The organism is Janthinobacterium sp. 61 (genome assembly GCF_002846335.1).
Taxonomy (GTDB): domain Bacteria; phylum Pseudomonadota; class Gammaproteobacteria; order Burkholderiales; family Burkholderiaceae_D; genus Janthinobacterium.
In genome coordinates this window covers 1,995,750-2,019,478 of sequence record NZ_PJMQ01000001.1, presented here as the reverse complement: position 1 = coordinate 2,019,478, position 23,729 = coordinate 1,995,750, and the positions used below count along the sequence as shown (strand labels likewise).

The window sequence follows — 23,729 nt, the reverse complement described above, 5'->3', positions numbered from 1 at the left end:
TGGTAATTTGTGTGTCCTTAAAGAAATACACAGAAACGGCAGATGCTGCACCATGTTCTTGCGACAAATTGTAAATAATAATAACGCCGCCGTGGTGGAAATGAGCAGGGCCGATTTTCTCAAGGCCAACCTGCGTCTGATGCTGGCCTGGCCCTTGCTAGGGCTGGTCCTGTGCGCGGTGCTGTGGACGGCCACCTTGCTGCAGCTGGAAGCGGAAAAGAAGGTGGCGCAGCAGCAGGCGCTTGACAGCGTGTCTTCGCTGTCGAAAGCGTATGGCCAGTATCTGCTGCGCACCCTGGAACAGATGGACCAGCTGACCTTGCAGCTCAAGTATGAGTGGGAAAATTCGCGCGGCCAGCTGCGCCTCGATCATTTGAAGACGCAGGGCATGTATGCCTTGCCGCAATTTGCCATCGTCGCCATCCTCGACCGCAAGGGCCACCCCGTGACAGCCACGGCACCGCTGCAGCGCCTGCGGGTCAATGAGCGCAGCGATTTCCTGCTGCGCCACTGGCGCAGCAATTCCAGCGCGCTGCGCATCGCGCTGGGGAGGGCCAGCGAGGCGGCGCCGGCTACCCCGGGCGCCGACGAAAGCCTGGTGCACTTCACGCGTCGGCTGGAAGACGAGGATGGCAATTTTGACGGCGTGCTGCTCATTTCCATCCATTCCAGCTATTTTTCCGAATTCTACAATAGTGTCAATTTCGGCAAGTTCGGTATGTCCGCCATGGTGGGCGAAGAGGGCGAGCTGTTCAGCACGCGCCTCGGTTCGCGCGTGCTGCCGAGCCAGAGCGGCAAAGGCACGCCGTTTCTCGACACCAGCTTCCTGGAAACGGAGAGCGGTGCCGTGCATTCGGGCGGCAGGATCGCGTTTTCCGACAAGCAAAGCCGCTATGTAGGCTGGCAGGCGCTGAAAGCCTATCCGTTTACGGCCGTGGTCGGGCTGTCTGACGGTGAAATGCTGCACCCCTACGCGGAAACGCGCACCATTTATATCGGCATCGCCCTGGCCGTCACCGTACTGCTGCTGGCCTTTGCCGCCGTCGCCACCATGCTGTCGCTGCGCCTGGCCTGGCGCCACCACCAGTCCGAAGGCGTGCGCAATGCCTACCGCATGGCCACCGAAGGCACGAGCGATGGCTTTTATATCATTGCCGCCCTGCGCGGCGAGGATGGCAGCATCCTCGATTTCGAGATCGTTGACTGCAACGAGCCGGGCGCCGGCTACTTCGGCGTGCGCCGCGAGCAGTTGCTGGGTATGCGCCTGCAGTCGCGCGCCCACGAGCCGTATTTCCGCGACCTGATCCATAATTACCGGGCCGCCATGCAGTCCGGTTTTTCCGAGGAAGAGATCGAGTTGCCGGAAGGGAATCCATTCAAGCTGCGCTGGATACGCCGGCGCCTGGTGCGCAGCGGCGACCGCCTGGCTGTCACCCTGCAAGATATCAGCACGGCCAAGGAGCACGAGCGCGATTTGCGCCGCCTGGCCAATGAAGATGGCTTGACGGGCTTGCCCAACCGCTACTGGCTGCAGCAATTCCTGCCTGGCGCCCTGGGGCGCGCCGCCATTGCGCGGCAGATGCTGGCGCTGCTGTTCATCGACCTCGACGGATTCAAGGATATCAACGACACGCAGGGCCATGCGGAGGGAGACAAGGTGCTGCGCGCCGCGTCGCTGCGCCTGAAGGCCGTGCTGCGGCCGGGCGACCACGTGGTGCGCCTGGGCGGCGACGAATTCGTCGTCGTGCTCGATCCGGTAGAAGACGACAGCCGCGCCGAGCAGGTGGCGCAGCGCATCGCCATCGCCTTCGATGAACCGTTTTACCTGGGCAGCGAACGCCACAAGATGGGCGCCTCGATCGGCATCAGCCTGTATCCGCGCGATGGCGCCGAAACGGAAGTGCTGCTGAAGAACGCCGATATCGCCATGTACGCCGTGAAAGTGGCAGGCAAGGGCCATCACCGCTTCTTCCAGCCGGAATTGTTTGAAACCATCCGCAACCGCCGCGAACTGGAGCAAAGCCTGGTGGCGGCGCTGGAGCAGGACCAGTTCCTTGTCGTCTACCAGCCGAGGGTCGACGCCATGAGCGGGCAGCTGTGCAGCATGGAGGCGCTGGTGCGCTGGCAGCATCCGCAGCATGGCATGGTGCCGCCGCTGGAATTCATCCCCGTGGCCGAGAGCAGCGGCCTGATTTCGCAGCTGGGCGAAGTTGTCATCGAGAAAGTGTGCCTGCAAATGGCGCGCTGGCAGGCCAGCGGACTGGAACTGGTGCCCGTGTCCATCAACGTGTCGGCGCGCCAGTTTGGCCGTGGCGATGTGCACCAGGTGCTGGCGTCCGCGCTGACGCGCCACCGCATCGATGCGCGCCTGATCGAGGTGGAAATCACGGAATCGGCCATGATGGATGAACAGAACCGCGCCGTGGAGCAGCTATCTGCCATCCGCGCGCTGGGCGTGCGCCTGCTGGTCGACGATTTCGGCACCGGCTATTCTTCGCTGTCGCAGTTGCAGAAGTTCGCCATGGATGGCTTGAAGATCGACCGTGCCTTCACCATGGAGCTGGGCCGTTCGGAGCAGGGCGAGGTCTTCGTGCGCGCCATCCTGTCGATGGCGCATGCGCTGGGCATGAGCGTGGTGGCCGAAGGGGTGGAAACGCGCGAGCAGCTCGACATCCTGCGCGCGTTGCAGTGCAATGAAGTGCAAGGCTATTTCATTTCGCGCCCTGTGCCGGCCGAACAGATGCTGGCGCTGATGCACCAGCGCTTTCTGATACCGCTTCCAGCGCCCGTGTTGCCACCCTACAGCCCCGTGATTGACGAGGAAAACAACGCTGTTTCATAAAAAGAGCGAACGTTCGCTTTTTTCTAAAAAATATTATATGCTTCGCTCATGCCGTCAGTGAATTGGAGTTCACGGCGGCAAGAAAAGTGCAAGACGGGGCAGCTTGTGATGCCCGCGATAGTGTGCCGAAGACAATTTCATATAATAAAGAGAGACTAACTTGAAACATAAATATCTGCCCCTCCTGATCGTTGCCGCTTTCGCCGGCATCTCCTCCACCGCACAAGCATCGGGCTATCGTTTTGGCTCGCAAAGCGTGTCCGCCCAAGGCACGGCCGATGCCAGCGGCGCCGAAGCGGCCGACGCGTCGACCATTTTCTACAACCCGGCCGGCCTGTCGCGCCTGGAAGGCACGCAGTTCGTTGGCGGCGGCACCCTGGTGGTACCGCATTCGACCTACACGGATGCGGGTTCGAAGCCTTTCTTCCCGGGCAATCGCGCGCCATACGCGCAAACCAAGGACTACGCGCCGGACGCGGTGTTCGCGCCTGCCTTGTACGCCAGCAAGAAAATCAATGAGCAGTGGACCGTCGGCGCTGGCCTGTTCGTGCCCTACGGCGCCAAGCTCGACTACGGCAATGACTGGTTTGGCCGCTATGCGATCACCAATATCAAACTGGAAGCCATTGCACTGAATCCTTCCGTATCGTTCAAGCTGGACCAGCACCACTCGTTCGGTTTCGGCGTGACGGCCGAATACATGAAGGCGGAACTGGGCCAGGGCGTGGACGTGCCGGGTTCGGTTGCCTTCCTGGGCAAGTTTGCGCCTGGCGCATCGCAGGCATTCCTGGCCAATATCGCCAAGACGCAAGGCCTGGCTGCGGCGCAAGCTGCCGGCGCCGCGCTGCAAGGTCCAATCAAGGATGGCCACGCTTCGATGGATGGCCATGACTGGGGCTTCGGCTTCAACCTGGGCTATCTGTACCAGCTGAATGAAGGCACGCGTTTCGGTATCGCTTACCGCTCGTCGATTTCGCACAAGCTCAAGGGCAGCACCATCTGGGACTTCTCGCAGGTGACGAGCAATCCTGCCGTGAACGCCTTCATCGCCAAAGCCTCGAACAAGGTCAATTCCGAGGCGCTGGTGGAATTGCGCACGCCGGAAACCCTGTCGGTCAACGCCTTCCACCAGATGGATGACAAGTGGGCGTTGATGGGCGACGTGACCTGGACCCGCACTTCGCGCCTGGAGAACCTGGACATCCAGTTCCCGCCGACGGCCGAAGGCGCCGAGCGTATCCGCCAGAGCTGGAAAGACACTTACCGCGTCTCGCTGGGTACCAACTACAAGTACAGCGAAAGCCTGATGTTGCGCGCCGGTATCGCCCACGACCAGGCGCCGGTCCGCAGCGCCGAACTGCGCCACCCGGCCTTGCCAGACAGCGACCGCATGCAGTACTCGATCGGCGCGAACTGGAAGCTGAACGCCAATTCTTCGCTTGACCTGGCCTACAGCTATATCGACTTCAAGGATGCTGACGTCAACTACACAAACGACTGCTCGCCTGTCAAGACTGGCTGCACCGGCAACGGTGAAACCACCAAGGGCCTGTTCAAGACCCGCATGCAGTTGATCGGTCTCGCTTATAACTACAAGTTCTAAGCAGGTAGTGGCGGCCAACCCGGCCGCCATGAAATGAAAAAAGCGCCTTCGGGCGCTTTTTTTTGGGTGTTACGATGGTGGTGGTGTCGGCTTACGCTACGCTAACCCGGCCGACGCCGACCTGTGTCGATTACTCTCTGGCGCGCATGCCCTGATCCAGCAGGGTCAAAGCCAGCCGTACCGTGTCGTCCGGCAGCTCCAGCAACTGATCTCCTACATACCATTCAACCACGCTATGCCCGGGCAGGGCTGCGTGGCTGGCGCGGGCAAACAGCCAGATGCCGTGGTCTGCGGCCACCTGGTTGCGGATGGCGATGGCCCGCTCGCGCGAGACGGGCAAGTGCAAGTGCAGCATGTTGGCCTGCGGCTGGGCAGGGTTGACGGCAATCGCCGGATAGTCGCGCAGCAGCGCATACAGCCACTGCGTGCGCTCGAAATAGCGGGGCATGGCGGCGATGCGCGCGTCGAACTGCATGGCGGCGGCGACCACGTAGGGTGTACGGTGCACGATATTGCCGCCCTGGCGGTGAAACCATGCGCGCGCCCGTTCGACAAAGCCGCAGCTGCCGGCCAGCATGGCGCCACCGAGGCCGCCGATGCCCTTGTACAGCGAGACATACACGGAATCAAAGCCGTCGCAGATGGCGGGCAGGGTCTGGCCAAAACCCGCTTGTGCTTCCCACAGGCGCGCGCCATCCATGTGCAGGTGGATATTGTGCTCGCGGCAGTGCCGCTTGATCTGGCTCAAGTCTTCCCAGGAAGGGCACTGGCCACCGATTTCGCGCATTGGCAGTTCGACCTGCACGGCGCCCAGCGCATCGGGCACGGCGCGCAAGTCGTCCACCGTCCACGGGCGATGCGGGTCGCCGATCATCAGGCCCGTGAAGTGTTCGAGCAATGCATGGTTGCCCCGTTCGTGGCGCAGGATGTGCGAAGTGGGATGCAGCGCGACCAGGGAGGAACCCCGGTCCTGGCAGGCCAGGCGCAGGGCCGTCACTTGCGTCATGGTGCCCGTGATGCAGAATACGGCCGACTCGAAGCCGAGCAGGCTGGCGACCTTTTTCTCGAACTGTTCGATCAGCGCGCCTTCGCCATAGGTGTCGTGCGCGATGTCGTTGGCGTCGCACCAGGCGGCCATGGCGGTGAAAGTGGCCGCTGGCGTAGGCTGGCGGTGGCCCGGCAGGACGGTATGGCAGCGCTGGCGCAGTTCAAGCTCATTCAAGTCGGTCACGGCGCATCTCCAGTACAGTTAAAGTGTGGCGGTGGCCAGTTTCGCGCCGAATCCAATGAACATGGCGCCCACGCCGCCGCCCATGCCGGCCGACAGGCGGCGACGGCGGCGGAAGGTCTCTGCCAGGCGCGCACCCATAAAGATGATGGCCGTCAGATAGGTGAAGCTGATTATTTGGCAGATCAGCCCCAGGCCGATGAAGGACAGCACGGGATTCGGGAAGGCCGGGTCGACGAACTGGATGAAAAACGAGATGAAGAACAAAATCGCCTTCGGGTTCATCAGGCTGATGATCAGGGCCTTGCGGAATGGATCGCTTTCCTTGACGGGGTTGGGTACCGCAGGCGTTTCGCCATCGGGCAGGCTTGGCGCGCGCAGCTTGCGCCAGCAACCGATCAGCATTTGCAGGCCGATCCAGCCCAGGTAGGCCGCACCGATGTATTTCACCACGTAGAACAGGGCCGGGCTGGCTTTCAGCAGCGACGCCACGCCGCAGGCCGACAGCACCATCAATATCAGGTCGCCGGCGAAAATGCCGAAGGCGCCCTGGTAGGCGGGCCGCACGCCGCGCTGGGCGGCCACCGACAGCACATACATGGAGTTGGGGCCGGGCAGGATGACGATGAAGATGGTCCCCAGTAAAAAGGTCCAGAAATCGGTGATGCCCAGGTTGGCGTGAAAAAGTGCGTTCATGATTATTCTGCTGGATTGAGCTGTACGTGATGGAATTGCAGGGCCGCTAAATTAGCGTAAATGCCACCCAAGGCGACCAGCGACGCATGCGTGCCCGTCTCGACGATCTTGCCGTCTTCCATGACAATGATGCGGTCGGCCCGCTGCACGGTGGCCAGGCGGTGCGCGATGATGACGGTGGTGCGGCCCACCATGGCCGCTTCCAGGGCCTTTTGCACCAGGCGCTCCGATTCAGCGTCCAGCGCGCTGGTCGCCTCGTCGAGCAGTAGCAGCGGCGGGTTTTTCAGCAGGGCGCGGGCGATGGCGATACGCTGGCGCTGGCCGCCGGACAGGCGCACGCCCCGTTCGCCGAGGAAGGATTTATAGCCATTCGGCAGGCGTTCGATGAATTCGTGGGCGGCTGCCATTTTTGCCGCCGCGATGACTTCCTCGTCGCTGGCGCCGGCGCGGCCGTAGCGGATGTTTTCCATGGCATCGGCCGAGAAGATCACGGTATCCTGCGGCACGATGCCGATGGCGTCGCGCAGGGTATGCAGGTCGAGCTGCTTGATGTCGACGCCATCGAGGCGGATGCTGCCGCTTTGCGGGTCATAGAAGCGCAGGAACAGCTGGAACAGCGTGGTCTTGCCGGCGCCGGACGGCCCCACCACGGCCACCGTTTCGCCGGCGCGGATATCGAGGCTGACATGGTCCAGCGCATGGGTATCCGGGCGCGACGGATACGAGAACATGACATTGTCCAGCGACAGCGAAGCGCCATTCGCGGCGCGCGCGGGCAGCGGCAGGGGCGCGACAGGCGACTCGATTTCCGATTTGACGGCCATCAGTTCCAGCAGGCGCTCGGTGGCGCCGGCGGCGCGCTGCGCTTCGCCCATGACCTCGGACAGGGCCCCGATGGCGCCGGCCACGATGGAGGCGTACAGGATGAACTGTCCCAGGTCGCCGCCCGTCATCGAGCCTTCCAGCACGGCGCGCGCGCCCAGCCACAGCACGAAGACGATGGTGCCGAACACCAGCAGAATCGCGATCATGGTCAGCAGGGCGCGGGCGCGGATGCGGCGCATGGCCGTCATGAAGGCGCCTTCGACGGAGTCGCCGAAGCGTTTCGATTCGATTTTCTCGTGCGTGAACGCCTGCACGGTGGGCATGGCGTTGAGGATTTCGCCAGCCATGGCCGAAGCGTCGGCGATGCGGTCCTGCGAATCGCGCGACAGCTTGCGCACCCGGCGGCCAAACACGATGATGGGCACGACGACGAGGATCAGCAAGCCGATGATGATGCCGGCCAGCTTGGCGCTGGTGACGAACAGCATCACCAGGCCGCCCAGGAACAGCAGCACATTGCGTAGCGCCATGGAGATGCTGGTGCCGACTACGGCCTGTATCAAGGTCGTGTCGGTGGTGATGCGCGACAGGACTTCGCCCGTCTGCGTGGTTTCGAAGAATTCGGGACTTTGCGTGACGACGTGGCGGTACACGGCGCTGCGGATGTCGGCCGTGACCCGTTCGCCCAGCCACGATACCGTATAAAAGCGCGCCGCCGTGGCCAGCGCCAGGATGGACGCCACACCGAACAGGGCGAGGAACACCAGGTCGACGTGCTGGATGCTCTTGGAGCCGGCCGCACCGCCGAAACCCAGGTCGATCATCTGCTTGAACGCGGCGGGGATGGCCAGGGTGGAGGCGGCGGCCACCACCAGCGCGATACCGGCCAGGAAGAACTGCTTGCGGTACGGCGTCAAAAAGGGCATCAGGCCCTTGAAGGCGGCCAGGCTGCCTTTTTTCAGTTCGCGGCTGCTGCCGGTATCGGGGGAGGGGGCTGCGCTTGCTGCGGTGCTGCTGGTATTGCCTGTATCTGTGCTGGTTGTCATTGTTTTTCGCTTAGTAGGTACTGTATCCGGTATTGCTTATTTATAATTGCTTATAATTTCATCGGCTGCACGTAGCCCGTCATTTCCAGGTAGGCGCGGCCGACCGGTTGGCCGTCGCGCTCCACCGTCACGGCGCCTTCCCAGTACACGGCGCCTGTCGAGCGGCGCGAATCGAGCTCCTGGTCGGTTTGCAATGGCTTGATCTGCCAGCGCGTGGTGCCCGTGCGGATCTCGGTGGCGACCGGGTATTCGGCCTGTGTGCGGGGCGAACGCCATAGCTGCGTGGGCGTGAAATCGACGTCCCCTGGGGCGAACTGCGTCATCTTACCGGACGCATCGCGCCATGTCGCGTGCGCCCATAGTTTAGCACCTGTCTTGCTGCGGATCTGGAAGGCCATCAGGGCGCCGCCATCAGCGAGGTTGGCGCCTATCCAGTTCCAGCCGCTGGCATCCGCATCGAGCACCTGGCTGGACCACTCGTGATCGAGCCAGGTGGTGCCCGTCACGGCTTCCGCCTTGCCGCCCGCGCGCGCGATCGTGCCACGGGTAGCAAGCTGCGGTTCGCTGTAGTAGTAGCTCGATTGCGCGGGCCGGGCGCCCTTGCGCGAGTAGCCGCCTTCGCCCTGCAGCAGCACGGTTTGTGTGGGGGCCAGGGTCAGCTGCAAGCTAAAGTCGCGCGCGGCCAGGCTGACCTGATAGCTGCCGTCTGCTTGCCGCTGCATGCGCCAGTCGTCCAGCCTGACATCCGTGTTGCCCACCTTGGCGTAGGCCAGGCCGAACCCCTCGCGCGCGCTTTTCTCGTCATGCAGCAGCTTGCCCACCTTCGGGTCGGACAGGGCCGCGTGGCCGATGATCAGCTGTTTCGGCGCGAAGGCGCTGGGGTTCATCGTGTCGGTGGCCGTGGCGCTGCGAAAGAAGGTTACCTGGTAACCCAGTTGTTCACCGCCGGCGGTTTTGACCCATCCGGTGGCATACCACCATTCCGTTTTATACGCGGGATGGGCGCCAAAGTCGTGCGGCAGGCGCAGGCTTTGACCGGCCGGCAGCGGCGTGACGGGGGCGAACGCGGGCGGCGCGGCGATGGCGGCGGCGCTGCAGAACAACAATAAACAAGTCAAACGGCGCATTACCAGTCCTCCCTGACGGCGCGGATGGGGCCAGCGGACAGGGCTTGCCGGCCCGCGATGAGGGCAGTGAGGGCGGCTGCCGTCAGCAGGGCGCCGGCCACGGTGGCGATCAAGGGCCACGGCAGGTGCAGTTGCATGGTCCAATGGAACGATTGCGGATTGACGATGAAGACCAGCACAAAGCTGATCAAGAGGCCCAAAACAAAACCGGTGGCGATGCCCAGCGCCGTCAGCGCACCGCCTTCCAGCGCCAAAATGGCTAAAATCTGGCCGCGCGTCACGCCCACGTGGCGCAGCATGCCGAATTCGCGGGCGCGCGCCAGGGTCTGCGCGGAAAACGTGGCGGCCACGCCAAACAGGCCGATGACGATGGCGATGGCTTCCAGCAGATACGTGACGGCAAAGCTGCGGTCGAAAATCTGCAGGCTCAGGGCGCGGATGGCCGAGGGATTCGATACTTCCAGGCTGGCGCCGAAGGGCAGGGCTTTCAGGCGCTGCTGCAGCTGTTCGCCAGTGGCATCCTTGTCCAGCCACAGGGCCGCATCGCTGACATCGAGGTCGCCCGTCAGCCCGCGGTAGTCGTCCAGCGGCATCTGGATGGCGCCGGAGGAGCGCGCATAGTCTCGCCAGATGCCGGCGACGAAGAACTGGTGCAGGCCGCCCGCCAGCGGCAGGTCTAACTGCTGGCCCGGTCTGACGCTATACAGGTCGGCGGCCGCCTCGGACAGCCACACGGCTTTCGCGCCATCTGGCACGGGCAATGTATTTCCCACCAGCACCAGGCTCTTGCCCGGGTCCTGTAAATTGATGGGGCGCGCCAGCAGCACCACGTTCGGGCGGTCGGGCGCCAGCGACAGCGAACGGAGGCGCTGGAAATCCACCCTGGCCACGCCGGGGAGGGCGGTGATGGCGGCTTGTTCGCGCGGATTCAGGCCTGCCGTCCCGCCGCTGGCCGCCGTGCGCGCATACAGGTCGGCCGGCAAGATCTGCAGCAGCCAGTCGTCGACGGAGACGCGGAAACTCGACACCATGATGGCCATCGCCACCATCAGGCTAAAACTCGACAGCACGCCGCCAAGCGCGATGCCGGCCTGGCCCGAGGCATTCGCCAGGCGGGCCAGGGTCAGGCTGCGCACGGGTGCGTGGCTGCTCACGCCCGTGCGCAGCCAGGTGCGCTGCAGGAAACGGAAGACGACGGCCGCCAGCTGCGGCATCAGGGCGATGGCGCCGATCAGCAGCAGCGCGATGGACAGATAGCCGAAAAGAGGCAGCTCGAACACGGGAGGCAACAAGGTCAGGGCGCCGGCCAGCAGCAAACAAGCCAGTGCGGGCCAGGTTTTCGCCAGGCGCGTCGTCACGACTTCCTCGCTGCCCGATTTCAGGGCGATGGCGGGGGCGGCGCGCGCCGCTTCCAGCGCGGGTGCGGCGCAGCCCAGCAAGGCCACGCCCAGGCCCAGGGCAAAATACACGAAGGCGGCGACGGGCGTGAATTGCACCTGCGGCTGCACGCCAGCGAAATAGCCGGCGCCCAGGTCGCCGCCAAAGAAGCGCAGGGCGACGGCCGCCATGGCATAGCCGCCAGCGATGCCCAGCGCGGCGCCGACGATACCGAGGCTGGCGCCTTCCAGCAGTACCTGGCGCAGCAATTGTCCCCGCTCCATGCCCAGCACGCGCAGCAGCGCGAACTGGCCGCGGCGGCGGATGACGGACAAGGCCTGCGTGGAAAATACCAAGAAGGCGCCCGTAAACAGGGCCACGAGGGCGAGCACCGTCAGGTTGACGCGGTAGGCGCGGCTGAGGTTATTGTTGCGGCTATTCTGGTTCTCGTCATTCGGCTGCCCCACCTGGTAGCGCCCCGGATACTGCGCTTCCAGCGCGCTGCTCAGCGCCGCCTGGAAGGCGTCGCGGTTGACGCCCTGGCGCAGTTTCAAGTCGATGCGCGACAGCTTGCCCAGCTTGTTGAAACGCCACTGAGCCGCGCCGATATCCATCACGGCGATGCGCTGTCCGGCGCGCGCCCGCTGCAGGGAGCCGGCCACGCGCAGCGACACCGTGCTCGTGCCCGATTGCAGCGCGACCTGGCCGCCTTCGGCGACATTGAGCCAGCGCAAGGCTGCCGGCGACAGGAAGAGGGCGTCATCGGCCAGGGTGTCGAAAGGCTGCCCCTCGGCTGGCGCGCCGATCAGGTCGGGCGAGATGAAGCCGGCGCGGAAGACGTCGAGTGCCAGGATGTGCAGCGGGCCGCCGTCTTTTTTGCCGGCCACGCCGGCTTGCAGCTCCAGCACGGGCGAAGCGACGGCCACGCCATCGCGCTGCGCCAGCCAAGGATAGATGGCTTCGTCGAACAGCGCTTCGCGCCCGGACACCTGCACGTCGGCCTGGCCTGACAGGCTTTTGACGGCCGTGGAAAACTCATTGAAGGCGGCCGCGTTGATCAGGTGGATGGCAAAGCCCAGTGATACGCCGATGGCGATGGCGAGGATGGCGACGAGGGCGCGCACGGGATGCGCGCGCCATTCTCCCAGCAGCAGCCAGCGCGACAGCAGGCGCGTCGTCGCCGCGCTGGCCAGTGGCGCACTCAATTGCCGCATTCGACGGCCAGGCGTTCGCCGGCGCGCCGCGCTTTCAATTGCGCCGCGTCGCGGTTCTTGTCGCCGGCGCCGACGGCGTCCTGCGCCGCCCATTTCTGATCCAGACGCAGCTGGGCGCAATGCCTGTCGCGCGCCTCAAGCTGCTTGGCGGCCCGTTCGCGCGCCTGGTCTTCCAGGCGTTCGCGCTTCTTGCGCGCCGCTTCCATCTGGCTGGCGACACGCTCCTGGCGCGTGGCAGCACCCTTGTCGACGGCAGGCGGCGGTGAGGGGATTTCAAGGATCTGCAGCTGGCCGCCCGTGCATGGCGTGGCGCTGTAGCTGGTCTGGCCATCCTGCACGCATTTGTAGACGTCCTGCGCACTGGCGGAACCGGCCAGCAAGGCCATGGCGCAGAGCAGGAGGGAAGGCGATTTCACAGGATTTTCCCCGGATTCATGATGTTCTGCGGGTCCAGCGCCTGCTTCACGGCGCGCATCAGCTGCAATTCCAGCGGCGACTTGTAGCGGGCCAGGTCATCCTTCTTCAGCGCGCCGATGCCGTGTTCGGCCGATATCGAGCCGCCGAAGCCATGGACCTGGTCGTGCACGATGCGGTTGATCGCCTCCTGGTTGGACAGGAAATCCGTGTCCGTCATGCCGGGAGGCGGCGCCACGTTGTAATGCAGGTTGCCGTCGCCCAGGTGGCCGAAGCACACGAGCTGGCAGCCGGGGAAGGTCGTTGCCAAAGCCACGTCCGTAACGGCGATGAAATCGGCGATGCAGGAAATGGGCAGCGAGATATCGTGCTTGATGTTCTTGCCCGCCTGCGCCTGCGCCAGCGGAATGTGCTCGCGCAGCTGCCACAGGCCTTCGGACTGCGCCACGGAACTGGCGACGACGGCGTCCTCGATCAACGCGTCTTCCAGGGCCTCGCCTATGCTCGCTTCCAGCAATTCCACGGCGTGCGCCTCGGACTGGCTGCTGGACAATTCGAGCAGCACGTACTGGCCATGCGGGGAGGAAAAGGGGCGCGGCAGCTGGGGGAACTGCTCGGCCACCAGTTGCAAGCAATACTGCGACATCAATTCAAAACCCGTCAGGCTGGCGCCGCAATGGTCCTGCATCAGGCTTAATAGACGCAGGGCGTGGGCGGGCGAGGGCATGGCGGCCAGCGCCGTGATGCAGGCCTTCGGCTGCGGATACAGTTTCATGACTGCGCCCGTGATCACGCCCAGGGTGCCCTCGGCGCCGATGTACAGGTCGCGCAAGTCGTAGCCGGTATTGTCCTTGCGCAAGCCGCGCAAGCCGCTCCAGATTTCGCCCTGCGGCGTGACCACTTCCAGGCCCAGGCACAGTTCGCGCGTGTTTCCGTAACGCAGCACGGCCGTGCCGCCCGCGTTCGTCGCCAGGTTCCCGCCTATGGTGCAACTGCCCTCGGCCGCCAGCGACAGGGGGAACAGACAGCCGGCGGCGCTGGCCGCTTCCTGGATGGTTTGCAAAATGCAGCCCGCGTCCACCGTAATGGTGCGGTTGACGGGGTCGAGCGCGCGGATGCTGTTCAGGCGCGCCAGCGACAGCACGATGGCCGTGCCGGCGTCGTCCGGGATGCTGCCCAATACCAGGCCCGTATTGCCGCCTTGCGGTACGACGGGAATCTGCCATTGCGCGCAAGCGCGCAGGATGGCTGCCACTTGCTCCACGCTGGCGGGGCGCAGCACGGCCAGCGCCTTGCCTGTGAACCTGTCGCGCCAGTCGGTAAGGAAGGGCGACATTTCGGCGTCGCTGGTGAGTACATAGGTGTCGCCCAGCAGGTTGCGGCAGGCGGTAAGGAAATCGGCTTGCTCACTCATAGTCTTGATCACTCATTTCTTGATGCTCACTTTATTCACTTTTTCCAGCAGTTCCCTGGCCATGCGCTTGGCGGCCTTTTTGTACGGGCGCAGATACAGCACGGCGCAGAAGAAGTAAATGCAGACGATGGCCGCCTCGCCCCAGGCCATCAGGGCCGAGGTGGCGTTCGTGTCGCTGTAGCCGCGCACCACGCCCTCGGTAAAATACAGCAGGATCACCATCGACGACCATTGCAGGGTGTACACGTCACGCTTGATGACGCCGTACAGGGGAATGAGCAGTGGTGCGGCTTTCAGCACGACCCAGGAGCCGCCCGGCTGCAGCGGCGCGACGATGGTTTCCCACAGCAGGCACCAGATGATCAGGGTGACGAGGCTGGCGATGGCACCCCAGTGAAAATACTTGTGCAGTACGCCGTGCATCATGCGCCTGCCAGTTTCGCGGCGTTTTCCGCCAGGCGCCGGCCCAGGGCGATGGCGAGGCGTTTTTCATCCTCGCTGAGTGCCTTGTCGCCAGCCATGCCTGACCAGTGCGTGGCGCCATACGGCGAGCCGCCCGTGGACGTCGTCATCAGTTCAGCATGCGTGTAGGGCAGGCCCATGACCAGCATGCCGTGGTGGAAGAGGGGAATCATCATCGACAGCAGGGTCGATTCCTGGCCGCCGTGCAGGCTGCCCGTGGACGTAAACACGCAGGCGGGCTTGCCGGACAGGCTGCCGGCCAGCCAGTCGCTGGCCGTACCATCCCAGAAGTACTTCATGGCGGCGGCCATGTTGCCGAAGCGCGTGGGCGACCCCAGGGCCAGGCCCGCGCATTCCTGCAAGTCTTCCAGTTCCACATAAGGAGCGCCATCAGGCGGCACTTCCGGCGCCGTCGCTTCCGTCACCGTGGAGACGGCGGGCACGGTGCGCAGGCGCGCGTCGCAGCCAGGCACGCTTTCCACTCCCTGGGCTATCAGCTCGGCCAACTGGCGCGTGGCGCCATGGCGTGAATAAAACAATACGAGAATAATCAGATTGGTTGGCTTCATCATTGGTATTATAGGGCGCTTTACAGCCTGATACGACTGCTGTCATGGCGCCGTTCTGATTTTGCACATGTTTTCAAAATATATACTCCCCCTCTTTCAATACCTGTGGCGCGCCCTGAGCATGGGACTGGCCGTCGTGCGCGGCCTGACATGGTCCGAAACGCGCGACCTGCTGCAGTTCGCGCGCCGCCGCGTGCGCGAGGAAAGCCTGCCGCAAGTGGCCGGCAGCCTGACCTTCGCCACCGTGTTTGCGCTGGTGCCCCTGCTCACACTGGCCCTGGCTATCTTCACCACTTTCCCCCTGTTTAATACCTTCCGCCACGCGCTGGAAGACTATTTCGTGCAAAGCGTGATGCCCAAGGGCATTTCGAACACCATCCTCGACTATCTGACCACGTTTGCCTCGAAGGCGACGCGCCTGTCGGCCATCGGCGCGGGCGCCCTCATCGTCACCTCGGTGGGCATGATGGGCTTGATCGAGCGCGTCTTCAACCGCATCTGGCGCGTGCGCCAGGAACGCCGATGGACCAAGCGCCTGCTCGTCTACTGGGCCATCGTCACCCTGGGCCCGCTGCTGGTGGGCGTGTCGCTGACGGTGACCTCGCGCCTCTTCATGGCCACCAGCGGCGTGGTGGGCGCCGTGCCTTTCCTCGGCGCCGTGTTTTATACCCTGGTGTCGATCGGCCTGACCATGCTGGCGTTTACCCTGCTGTACATCGCCGTGCCGAACCGCGACGTGGACTGGCGCGACGCGGCCTGGGGCGGTTTGCTGGCGGCACTGGCCTTCGAGGTGGCCAAGCGTGGCTTCGGTGAATTCATCCAGGAATTCCCTACGTATTCGCGCATCTATGGCGCGCTGGCCGCCTTGCCGCTGTTCCTCGTGTGGATTTACCTGAGCTGGATGATCACCCTGGTGGGCGCTTTGCTGGTGGCCGCCTTGCCCGTCGTGAAATACGAACGCTGGTGGTACGAGGCGGCACCGGGCAGCGAATTCGTCGACGCGGTCGCCATCCTGAAAGTGCTGCACCAGGCCTGCCACTGCGCCGATTCGGCCCTGGTGGGGGCGGCCGAAATCCGCCGCAGCACGCGCCTGGGTTTCGAAGAGATGGAAACCCTGCTCGACAAGATGGTGCAGCAGGGCTGGGTGGGCAGGGTCAACGTGGATGGCGCCGTGCGGGTGCAGTGGGGCAAGCGCGTGGCCGACAGTTCCGATCACTGGGTCTTGCTGGGCAATGTCAACCGCATCAGCCTGGCCGACGTCTACCGTTTATTCGTCTTCGGCGGCATGCGCGTGAACTCCGGTTATCCGGTCGGTTCCACCAATGAACGCGACATCAAGGCGGCGGAAGAAGCGGCCGCCCTGGCGGCGCAGGTGGAAAACGCCGTGGAGCAGGGGCTGGGCCTGACCCTGGCACAGCATTTTGGCGAAGTGCGCTGCGCCTGACGGACGATCAGGTGTTCAGTCTGTCGTACAGCAGGGTATCGAGTGCGCCCGTCAGCGTATTGCCCTCTTCGTCGAGCAGCGTGTAATCCCGCTGGCTGTCGCCGAGCGAGGCGCTGCCCTCGATGCCACACACCAGTTGGTAGGTGGTGTCATCGATCGCCAGCTTGAGCATCGCCAGGATTTGCTCGCGCTGCCCCTCGGCCAGTGCAAGCCCGTCTAGCAGGGCGCCAAGCCGGGTCTGTCCCTCGCGTCCCTGCGCATATAGCGCTAGAAGCGAAGCATTGGATGCGACGACATCATCGATGAATTTTTTCGCGCGCATGGCTACCTTGTCTTGAACTGGCGTGGCCGCATGGCCGCCGCCGGGTGGAAAAACTTACAGCAGCACGGGCCGCAAGGCCGCCTGCAGCGCCAACTTGCTGAACGCCGACGCATCGGACGCGCGCACCACGCCCAGGTAATACGTGTCTTCGCCACCGTGCATGTTCACCAGGCGCAGCTGGTGCGGCGCCAAGTGGGCGGCGATGGCGGTCAGGCCCTCGGCCATCGCGTCGTCATCTTCCCGGTCCGTCCAGCGGAAGTCCCGCAGCGCGGGCAGGCCGATATGCTGGCCGATGCGCGGCACTTCATCGACTGATTTCCAGTCCAGGGTGGTGCCGTGGCCCAGCGCATCGGCGGCCGTGGACCAGAGCAGGAAGAAGCATGCCGCTTCGGGTGTGTCGCCTTCGTATTCCTCTTCCGGGTCGTCCTCTGCCAGCTCTTCCAAAGTGATGTCCACGCAACGCGCGGCCAGTGCCGCATCGCCCAGCAAGAGCAGGGCGGCCATGGCGCGCAACTGCTCGCGGTCAGCCTTTGCCAGGATCTGCGCGGGCGTAAAGCTGCGGCGCCTGACGGGTTTTTTCTTGCTCAGCCCCATGGCCTCGCTCAACTGGGCCGTGATGGCCGCCTTGAAGTTTTCCACGGTGTCGAACTGCTCCAGCAGCTGGCCCGTGAAATCCATGCTCCAGGCCATGCCATCCTTGACCACATATAAAAAGTCGCTTTGCACGGCCACGCCGCGCAAATGGTGGGCGGGCGGATACAGGGGCGTGAAGGCCTGTTTTCCATCGAGCGTCAGCATGCAGGCCAGCCCTTGCGCGTCGATGGCGAAGATCAGGTTCTTGCGCACTTTTGGCGGCGACGAGGTGGTGGCGCTATCGATGGCTTCGTACTGGCAGGGCGCCAGCAGTTCGCCCTGGCTATTGATCAGGCCAAACAGGAAGCGCCCGGCGATGCGCTGACTGACGACGGCGATTTTTTTCTTCGTGCCGAAATCCTGCACGGAGCTGTAGGCCGGCGGCACCACGACCTTGCCTGTCTTGTCGAGCACGCCGCAGACATTGCGTTCGTCGTCATTGTCTGTCTGGCGCTCGATGTCGATATAGCCGTCTTCGCGCTCGCACATGTTGTTTAACCTGTCGATGAGCAGCGCGCCATCGGGCAAGCGCAACAAGCGACTGGCGCCGTCTGCATCGATCTGCTGCACCAGATGGGGGCTGATCACATACAGGGCGCCGGGGGCGGGCGGCAGCACCACTGTGCCATTGAGATCCAGCACGCCGTGCGCATCGGGTGCGTCTGCCGTGGCAAAGGTGATCCAGCCCTCTTCCGCATCGTGTGCACACAGGTCGACATAGCGCTGCGACAGCGGCACGATCCAGCGGCCATAAGGCGTGACCAGCCCGGTGACGGCCGGTTCGCCGGCGGTGCTTACTTCATAGCACAGCGCGTCTTCCTTCCATCTCACTACTTCCAGGCCTTGCAGGAAAGGCAGCTCTTCCGCGCCGAGTTCCTCGACATTGGCCAGCTGCGCGATGGCGGACGCAGACCAGTAGCCGGTCGCAGGCGCTGCAGAACCAGCGGCCAGCAGGGGCGCCAGCGCTTCCCGGTCGCCGCGCTGCAGGGCAGAGTGCAAGGCTTGCGCTTCGGCGCGCAGGGCCTCGAGCGCGGCGGCGGTTTCCGGCGTGTCGATATCGTGGGGGATCAGCTGCACGCAATCGAGGATCAGCCACGCCTGGCCACCGGCCAGCAGGGCGCTGATGGCGCTGCGCGCGACGATGGCGGCCGCGTCGCGCGGCTTGTCCATGAGCGCGGACAATGCTTGCCAGCTGACCTGCGCCTGCGCCATCGGCGCGGCCAGCACGCAGGGGCAGTCTTCGCCATCGCCGTAGATGGGCCAGGCGACGGTTTGCGCATCGGCGCCGATGAGCAGCTTGAACAGCATGGGCGTGTCCAGTCGCCATTCAGCCAGGCCCGTGATGGCGTCAGTGTCGAAGCCGGCTTGGCCGGGCAGGAAGGTGGTGCTGAACAGGGCTGCGGTATTGATCATTGATATTTATGTAAAGGTGAACGGGGTAGTCAGGGCGATGGCGGCATGACCCAGTGCGCCAGCGCGCTGCGATCGAGTCCCAGCTGCTTTGCCGCGGCGGCCGCCTCGAAGGCCCACAGGCCGTAGTAGCCGCCCAGGCCTTGCGCGCGCAAATGGCCGTTGAACCAGTCTTCGTGCACCAGCGCGCCATGCCAGCTGGCCAGATACTGCCGCAGGTGTTCCAGCTGCTGTGCGGGATCGTCCGCGTCCAGGCACTCGAACAGGGCCGAATAGGGCTCGGCGAAATACCATTCGTCGACGGCGGGACGCTGTGGATCGATGGTCGACAGCAGTGCCTCATACACGCCGTCTTCGCCATCGAATGCCGTTTGCAGGGCGGCCAGGCGGGCAGCCAGGTCGTGGCGGCCGAACAGCAGGGCGGCGCCCAGCAACTGCAAGGTGCGCGCATAGTCCGTCAATTGTTCGAAATCAAAGGCGGGCAAGGCGTCGTCATCGTAGGCGGCGGCCAGGGCCGCGCGCGCCGTTTCGCAGGCGGCAATCGCCGTTTCCAGCGCCGTTTCCACGTCAAGCAAGGGCAAGCCAGCCGTGTAGCGCAGCGAGAATACCTGATAAGCCGTGCTGGCGGCCGCGCACGCCCAGTACGCGTCATCGCCGCCATCGATTTCCGCCTGCGCCTGCGCGCGTCCGTAGGCAGCGAGCAGCGCGTCCAGGTAAGTCAGGTTGCGGGCGCAATCGAACGGTGCGGGCGGCGCCTGGCGCGGCGTGCATGGCCAGGGCGTGGATGAAGGCAGGCAGGTAGCGGCGCATTCGCGCTGGATAGCCCAGTCGGCGAAGATTTGTTGCAAATATTCCGCCGTCTCGTCGTCGTGGGCGATGGCGCCCGCGCCCACCAGGGTCGTGCCGAGCAGGGTGTAGCCGGGAAAACGGCTGCTCTCGTAGGCGATGGTGGTCACGCTCTGGATGGCTATGCCGTCGCTCAGGTCACGCACGCGGAAATACACGTCGTCCCAGCCGGCCAGCGGTGGGGCAGGCGCTTCATTCGGCACGGTGGTCCAGCTGCCGTCGTCCTGCTCTTCATAGGCGTCGAGCAGTTCGTCGATGCCGCCGGGGCGGTCGATGCGGTTGTTGGCGTCGTATTGCAGCCCCAGTTCGGCCGCAAACGCCGCCGCATGGCGGCCCTCGAAGACCAGGTACTGGGCGTTCATGGTACCGGCCAGCAGGTCGGACTGCTGTCCCGCCACCTGCAGCGCCTGCGGCAGCCGGAACCAGTGGTAGCTGGGTATGCCGGCCATGAGGCCATTTTCGTCCGCCTGGGGATTGGTGCAGCGCAGCTGCTCCAGCCAGTTGTAGCGTTCGTGCCGTTCCGCTTCCGTGCCGCTGCCGCGGCCAGTCAATTCATCGAGCAGGGTATTTAACAACATCATCGATCTATCCTAAAAAAGTGTGCGTGGCATGGCGTCATGGCGTCATGCCGGCGTGCTTTGCGCAAACGCAAACAGCGCGTCGAGCACGGCATCGGGCTGCTCGGCCATCAATTCATGTCCGCTGTCGACCTGCACCACGGTGCCATGCGCCATGGCCGCTGTCAGCAGCCGGGTCGACTTGGGCGGCGTCATCATGTCGCGCGCGCCGAAAATGAATAAAGCGGGGCAGTGTACCGAAGCGGCGGCGATTTCGCCGTTCGTATAGGCATTGCAGGCGAAAAAATCCGTGTGAAACACGTGATCGGGGTTGAGGGCGGCGATGCGCTGTTTCAAGCGCCGCGCGCCGCCCATGGCATAAAAGCCGGGGCCAGGGAACGACGGCTTTTGCGCGATCGACGAATGCGACCATATATTGACCATGTCGATGGCCGCCTGTTCGTCCTTGAGCGCCGTTTCCAGCAGCGCTGGCGAGACTTTCATCGGGTAGGTGGAGCCCAGCATGGCCAGGTGGCTGATGCGATCCGGCGCCAGGTACGCCGCCTCCAGCGCGATCAATGAGCCCATGCTGTGGCCGATGAGCAGGGCCTTGGCCGCGCCAGCCGCGTCCAGCACGGCCAGGATCCAGCGCGCCAGTGCTTCCACACTAGTTTTCGCCGCGCCCAGGCTGCGCCCGTGGCCGGGCAAATCGACGGCCAGCACGTTCCAGCCGTGGTGGGCAAAATAGCGCGTTTGCAGGGCCCACACGGAATGGTCGTTCTGCGCGCCGTGGATGAAGACAGCCGTGGGCTGGCTCGGATTGAATGGTTTGCCGCCCGTATAACAGTAGGCCCTCGTGTTCTCGATGGTGAATAACATCTCAGGCGCCTTTCTGCGACAGTTTCAGGCCACGGGCCAGGTCTTCAATTAAATCGTCTGCGTCTTCCAGGCCCACCGACAGACGCATGGTGCCCTGCGTGATGCCCGCCTGCGCCAGTTGATCGTCGGGCACGCGGAAATGCGTGGTGGAGGCGGGGTGGATGACGAGCGACTTGGCGTCGCCCACATTGGCCAGGTGCGAGAAGATTTTGAGGCTATCGACAAAGCGCTGGCCGGCCGCACGGTCGCCGCGCAGGCGGAACGTGAAGACGCCGCCCGCGCCTTTCGGCAGCAGGGTTTTCGCCAGTGCGTAGTCGGGGTGGGACGGCAGTTCGGGGTAGGACACGGCATCCACGGCCGGATTGGCCAGCAGGAAGTCGATCACCTTGCGTGTATTGGCCACGTGGCGGTCCATGCGCAGGCCCAGGGTTTCGATGCCCTGCAGGATGGCGAAGGCATTGTGCGGGCTCATGGCGGCGCCGAAATCGCGCAAGCCTTCGCGCCGCGCGCGCAGGGCGAACGGCGCCACCGTCGATTCCTCGGCGAAGACCATGCCGTGAAAACCGTCGTACGGTTCGCACAGTTCGGCAAAACGGCCCGTCCTGTCGTACGCGGCTTGCCAGTCGAAGGTGCCGCCATCGACCAGCAAGCCGCCGATGGCCGTGCCGTGCCCGCACAGGAACTTGGTGGCCGAGTGGAACACCAGGTCGGCGCCATGCTCGAAGGGGCGCAGCAAATACGGCGTGGTGAACGTTGAATCGAGCATCAGCGGTAGCTGGTGTTCGTGCGCCAGGGCGGCAATCGTCGGGATATCGAGCACGTCGAGGCCGGGATTGCCCAGGGTTTCGGCAAACAGCACTTTCGTATTTGGGCGTATCGCACTGCGCCAGGCATCCACGTCGCGCGGGTCGACAAACGTCGTCTCGATGCCGAAGCGTTTTAATGTGTAGGCCAGCAGGTTGTGCGAGCCGCCGTACAGGGCGCGCGAGGCAACGATGTGCGAGCCGGCGCCGGCGATGGTGCATAAACCCAGGTGCATGGCGGCCTGGCCGCTGGCCGTGGCGATGCCGGCCACGCCACCTTCCAGCGCGGCGATGCGCTCTTCCAGCACGGCGTTGGTGGGGTTCGACATGCGCGAGTACACGTGGCCGGCCCGTTCCATGTTGAACAGCGAGGCCGCATGTTCCGAACTCTTGAAGGCAAACGAGGAGGTGAAATGGATGGGCGTGGCGCGCGCGCCCGTGGCCGGGTCAGGCGCCGCGCCCGCATGCAGGGATAAAGTGTCGAAACCGGGGTATTTCGGGCCGCTCATGGTGTCTCCGCCAAGTTTTATAGTGGCAAGATCGTAACCTGATTTGCAGTCGAGTAAAAGGGCTGGCGTGCAGGGCGCATGGCGCCGTCCTGGCGGGCCGTGCGTGTAACTTGAAGTCGAAAAAATGTGACCGGCAATGTGTGGCGGTGGTAGGATGCCGTGTCAGCGATATTCGGGCTGTTCGACCTTTGCGCGTGCGCCGCACCGCGGGGAAACAGCTGCAAGCGAACGAAATCCTGGGCTTCAGGCGCACTCTCATGTATGTCCACCAGGAAAGATTTTATGCTCGCAATATCGTTCGACGGCGACCTAGCCGTGCCCGGACCATCTATCGTCGACGGCTTGTGCCGCGCAGGCTGGCACATGCAAGAGCATTTTATCTCCCCTGAGCTCAGCCACCAGTTGGCCGCCGAATGCGTGCAATCCATGCTCAGCGGCAAAATGAAGGGTGCCGGCGTGGGCGGTGGTCATGCGCCGCTGCTGCAGCCGGATATCCGCGGCGACCATATCGCATGGCTGGAAGCGGGCCGTTCAGAGGTCTGTGACCGCTATCTGGAACACATGGAAGCCTTGCGCCAGGTACTCAACCGTGAGCTGTTCCTGGGGCTGGAAGAATACGAAAGTCATTTCGCCCTGTATGCGCCGGGCGCCTTTTACCGCGCCCATCTGGACCGTTTCCGCGACGACGACAAGCGCACCGTGTCCGTCGTGCTGTACCTGAACGACGACTGGCTGCCCGAACACGGCGGCGCGCTGCGTTTGCACCCGCAGGACGGCGACCACGTGGATATCGCGCCGGTAGCTGGCCGCATGGCCATGTTCCTGTCGGGCGAGATGCTGCACGAGGTGCTGCCGACGGCGCATGAACGCCTTTCGATCGCAGGCTGGTTCCGCCGCCGCGCGTGATGAAAAGTTGCGCGCAATCCTCTTCGATTTGATTGCGCGCAAGGCTGGATTTTTCCGCAGGCATAGGCTACAGTCGCAGTAAGGGCTAGAATAACTAAAATACCAATCACGCGGACAGGACGGCCAATATGAAAGTATCTGAAATTCTCCAAGTCAAGGGCAACATCCTCTACACGGTCACGCCTGACCAGCCCCTGCTTGACGCGGCCAATACCATGGCTGAAAAAGACATCGGTTCGCTGGTGGTCATGGAATTTGGCGACCTGGTCGGTATGCTGACCTTCCGCGAAGTATTGAATGCCTTGCATGAAAACGCGGGCCAGATCGGTGGCGGCACCGTGCGCAAGCACATGGACGACCACCCGATCACCGTCACCCCGGATACGGAAGTGAACGAAGTGCGCCGCATCATGCTGGAAAAGCATGCGCGCTACCTGCCCGTCATGAACGCCAAGACCTTGCTGGGCGTTATCTCTTTTTACGACGTGGCGCGCGCCGTGCTCGAAGCGCAAAGCTTTGAAAACCAGATGCTCAAGGCGTATATCCGCGACTGGCCGGCCGAAACTACCGACTAAGCTTCACTCATGCAATAAAAGGCAACGC

19 protein-coding genes are annotated in these 23,729 nt (G+C 63.9%); 5 read left to right on the top strand and 14 right to left on the bottom strand.

What is annotated here, in order from left to right; genetic code table 11:
- Window positions 1–52: 52 nt before the first annotated feature.
- Together CLU92_RS09250 and CLU92_RS09245 are read left to right on the top strand one after the other, a co-directional pair.
- Entirely contained in the window at window positions 53–2,842 is a 2,790-nt protein-coding gene (locus CLU92_RS09250; RefSeq protein ID WP_243858034.1) for an EAL domain-containing protein, read from the top strand.
- A gap of 160 nt (window positions 2,843–3,002) precedes the next feature.
- Complete coding sequence (locus CLU92_RS09245) at window positions 3,003–4,445, top strand: OmpP1/FadL family transporter (protein WP_101481647.1); 1,443 nt, start codon at window positions 3,003–3,005, stop codon at window positions 4,443–4,445.
- Between the two features lie 130 nt (window positions 4,446–4,575).
- Here CLU92_RS09245 and CLU92_RS09240 read toward each other — a convergent pair whose 3' ends face one another.
- Genes CLU92_RS09240 through wrbA form a run of 9 tightly spaced genes read right to left on the bottom strand, consistent with a single transcriptional unit; the run spans window position 4,576 to window position 14,817 of the window.
- The gene (locus tag CLU92_RS09240; RefSeq protein ID WP_180338630.1) at window positions 4,576–5,667 is read right to left on the bottom strand and encodes a low specificity L-threonine aldolase; all 1,092 of its coding nucleotides are present in this window, start codon (window positions 5,665–5,667) and stop codon (window positions 4,576–4,578) included.
- 27 nt (window positions 5,668–5,694) lie between these two features.
- On the bottom strand, window positions 5,695–6,369 hold the full coding sequence (leuE, locus tag CLU92_RS09235) for a leucine efflux protein LeuE (RefSeq protein WP_101481645.1): 675 nt from the start codon (window positions 6,367–6,369) through the stop codon (window positions 5,695–5,697).
- Between the two features lie 2 nt (window positions 6,370–6,371).
- A complete protein-coding gene (locus CLU92_RS09230; RefSeq protein WP_101481644.1) occupies window positions 6,372–8,240 on the bottom strand; it encodes an ABC transporter transmembrane domain-containing protein in 1,869 nt (622 codons plus the stop codon).
- Between the two features lie 50 nt (window positions 8,241–8,290).
- Window positions 8,291–9,367, bottom strand: coding sequence for a lipocalin-like domain-containing protein (locus CLU92_RS09225; protein WP_101481643.1), 1,077 nt, complete (start codon window positions 9,365–9,367; stop codon window positions 8,291–8,293).
- On the bottom strand, window positions 9,367–11,958 hold the full coding sequence (locus CLU92_RS09220) for an FtsX-like permease family protein (protein WP_101481642.1): 2,592 nt from the start codon (window positions 11,956–11,958) through the stop codon (window positions 9,367–9,369). The genes CLU92_RS09225 and CLU92_RS09220 overlap by 1 nt, the downstream gene beginning before the upstream one ends.
- Window positions 11,946–12,374: a DUF4124 domain-containing protein gene (locus tag CLU92_RS09215; RefSeq protein ID WP_101481641.1), complete on the bottom strand. Its 429-nt coding sequence runs from the start codon at window positions 12,372–12,374 to the stop codon at window positions 11,946–11,948. Before CLU92_RS09215 ends, CLU92_RS09220 begins: the two co-directional genes overlap by 13 nt.
- Window positions 12,371–13,786, bottom strand: a complete 1,416-nt coding sequence (locus CLU92_RS09210; protein WP_101484586.1) for an FAD-binding oxidoreductase — start codon at window positions 13,784–13,786, stop codon at window positions 12,371–12,373. The genes CLU92_RS09215 and CLU92_RS09210 overlap by 4 nt, the downstream gene beginning before the upstream one ends.
- Window positions 13,787–13,798: 12 nt before the next feature.
- Window positions 13,799–14,212 (bottom strand): DUF2069 domain-containing protein, encoded by a 414-nt coding sequence (locus CLU92_RS09205; protein ID WP_101481640.1) that lies wholly within the window; start codon window positions 14,210–14,212, stop codon window positions 13,799–13,801.
- On the bottom strand, window positions 14,209–14,817 hold the full coding sequence (gene wrbA, locus CLU92_RS09200) for an NAD(P)H:quinone oxidoreductase (protein WP_101484585.1): 609 nt from the start codon (window positions 14,815–14,817) through the stop codon (window positions 14,209–14,211). Before wrbA ends, CLU92_RS09205 begins: the two co-directional genes overlap by 4 nt.
- 67 nt (window positions 14,818–14,884) lie before the next feature.
- Here wrbA and CLU92_RS09195 point away from each other — a divergent pair, with 67 nt between their 5' ends.
- Window positions 14,885–16,261, top strand: a complete 1,377-nt coding sequence (locus CLU92_RS09195; protein ID WP_257561040.1) for a YihY family inner membrane protein — start codon at window positions 14,885–14,887, stop codon at window positions 16,259–16,261.
- Between the two features lie 7 nt (window positions 16,262–16,268).
- Here the strand turns inward: CLU92_RS09195 and CLU92_RS09190 are convergent, their stop codons facing one another.
- From CLU92_RS09190 to CLU92_RS09170, 5 genes are read right to left on the bottom strand one after another with little or no spacing between them, the layout of a single operon-like run.
- Window positions 16,269–16,583, bottom strand: coding sequence for a hypothetical protein (locus tag CLU92_RS09190; RefSeq protein WP_101481638.1), 315 nt, complete (start codon window positions 16,581–16,583; stop codon window positions 16,269–16,271).
- Window positions 16,584–16,637: 54 nt separating this feature from the next.
- The gene (locus tag CLU92_RS09185; protein ID WP_101481637.1) at window positions 16,638–18,629 is read right to left on the bottom strand and encodes a WG repeat-containing protein; all 1,992 of its coding nucleotides are present in this window, start codon (window positions 18,627–18,629) and stop codon (window positions 16,638–16,640) included.
- Between the two features lie 29 nt (window positions 18,630–18,658).
- Window positions 18,659–20,053, bottom strand: coding sequence for a PoNe immunity protein domain-containing protein (locus tag CLU92_RS09180; protein ID WP_101481636.1), 1,395 nt, complete (start codon window positions 20,051–20,053; stop codon window positions 18,659–18,661).
- 42 nt (window positions 20,054–20,095) lie between these two features.
- A complete protein-coding gene (locus tag CLU92_RS09175; protein WP_101481635.1) occupies window positions 20,096–20,908 on the bottom strand; it encodes an alpha/beta fold hydrolase in 813 nt (270 codons plus the stop codon).
- Window position 20,909: 1 nt separating this feature from the next.
- On the bottom strand, window positions 20,910–22,220 hold the full coding sequence (locus CLU92_RS09170; RefSeq protein ID WP_101481634.1) for an O-acetylhomoserine aminocarboxypropyltransferase: 1,311 nt from the start codon (window positions 22,218–22,220) through the stop codon (window positions 20,910–20,912).
- 282 nt (window positions 22,221–22,502) lie between these two features.
- Between CLU92_RS09170 and CLU92_RS09165 the strand changes: the two genes are divergently transcribed.
- Together CLU92_RS09165 and CLU92_RS09160 are read left to right on the top strand one after the other, a co-directional pair.
- Window positions 22,503–23,126 carry a 2OG-Fe(II) oxygenase gene (locus CLU92_RS09165; protein ID WP_101481633.1) on the top strand — a complete coding sequence of 208 codons (624 nt, stop codon included), beginning with the start codon at window positions 22,503–22,505 and terminating at the stop codon, window positions 23,124–23,126.
- Between the two features lie 128 nt (window positions 23,127–23,254).
- Window positions 23,255–23,701 carry a CBS domain-containing protein gene (locus CLU92_RS09160; protein WP_010398828.1) on the top strand — a complete coding sequence of 149 codons (447 nt, stop codon included), beginning with the start codon at window positions 23,255–23,257 and terminating at the stop codon, window positions 23,699–23,701.
- Window positions 23,702–23,729 lie beyond the last annotated feature (28 nt).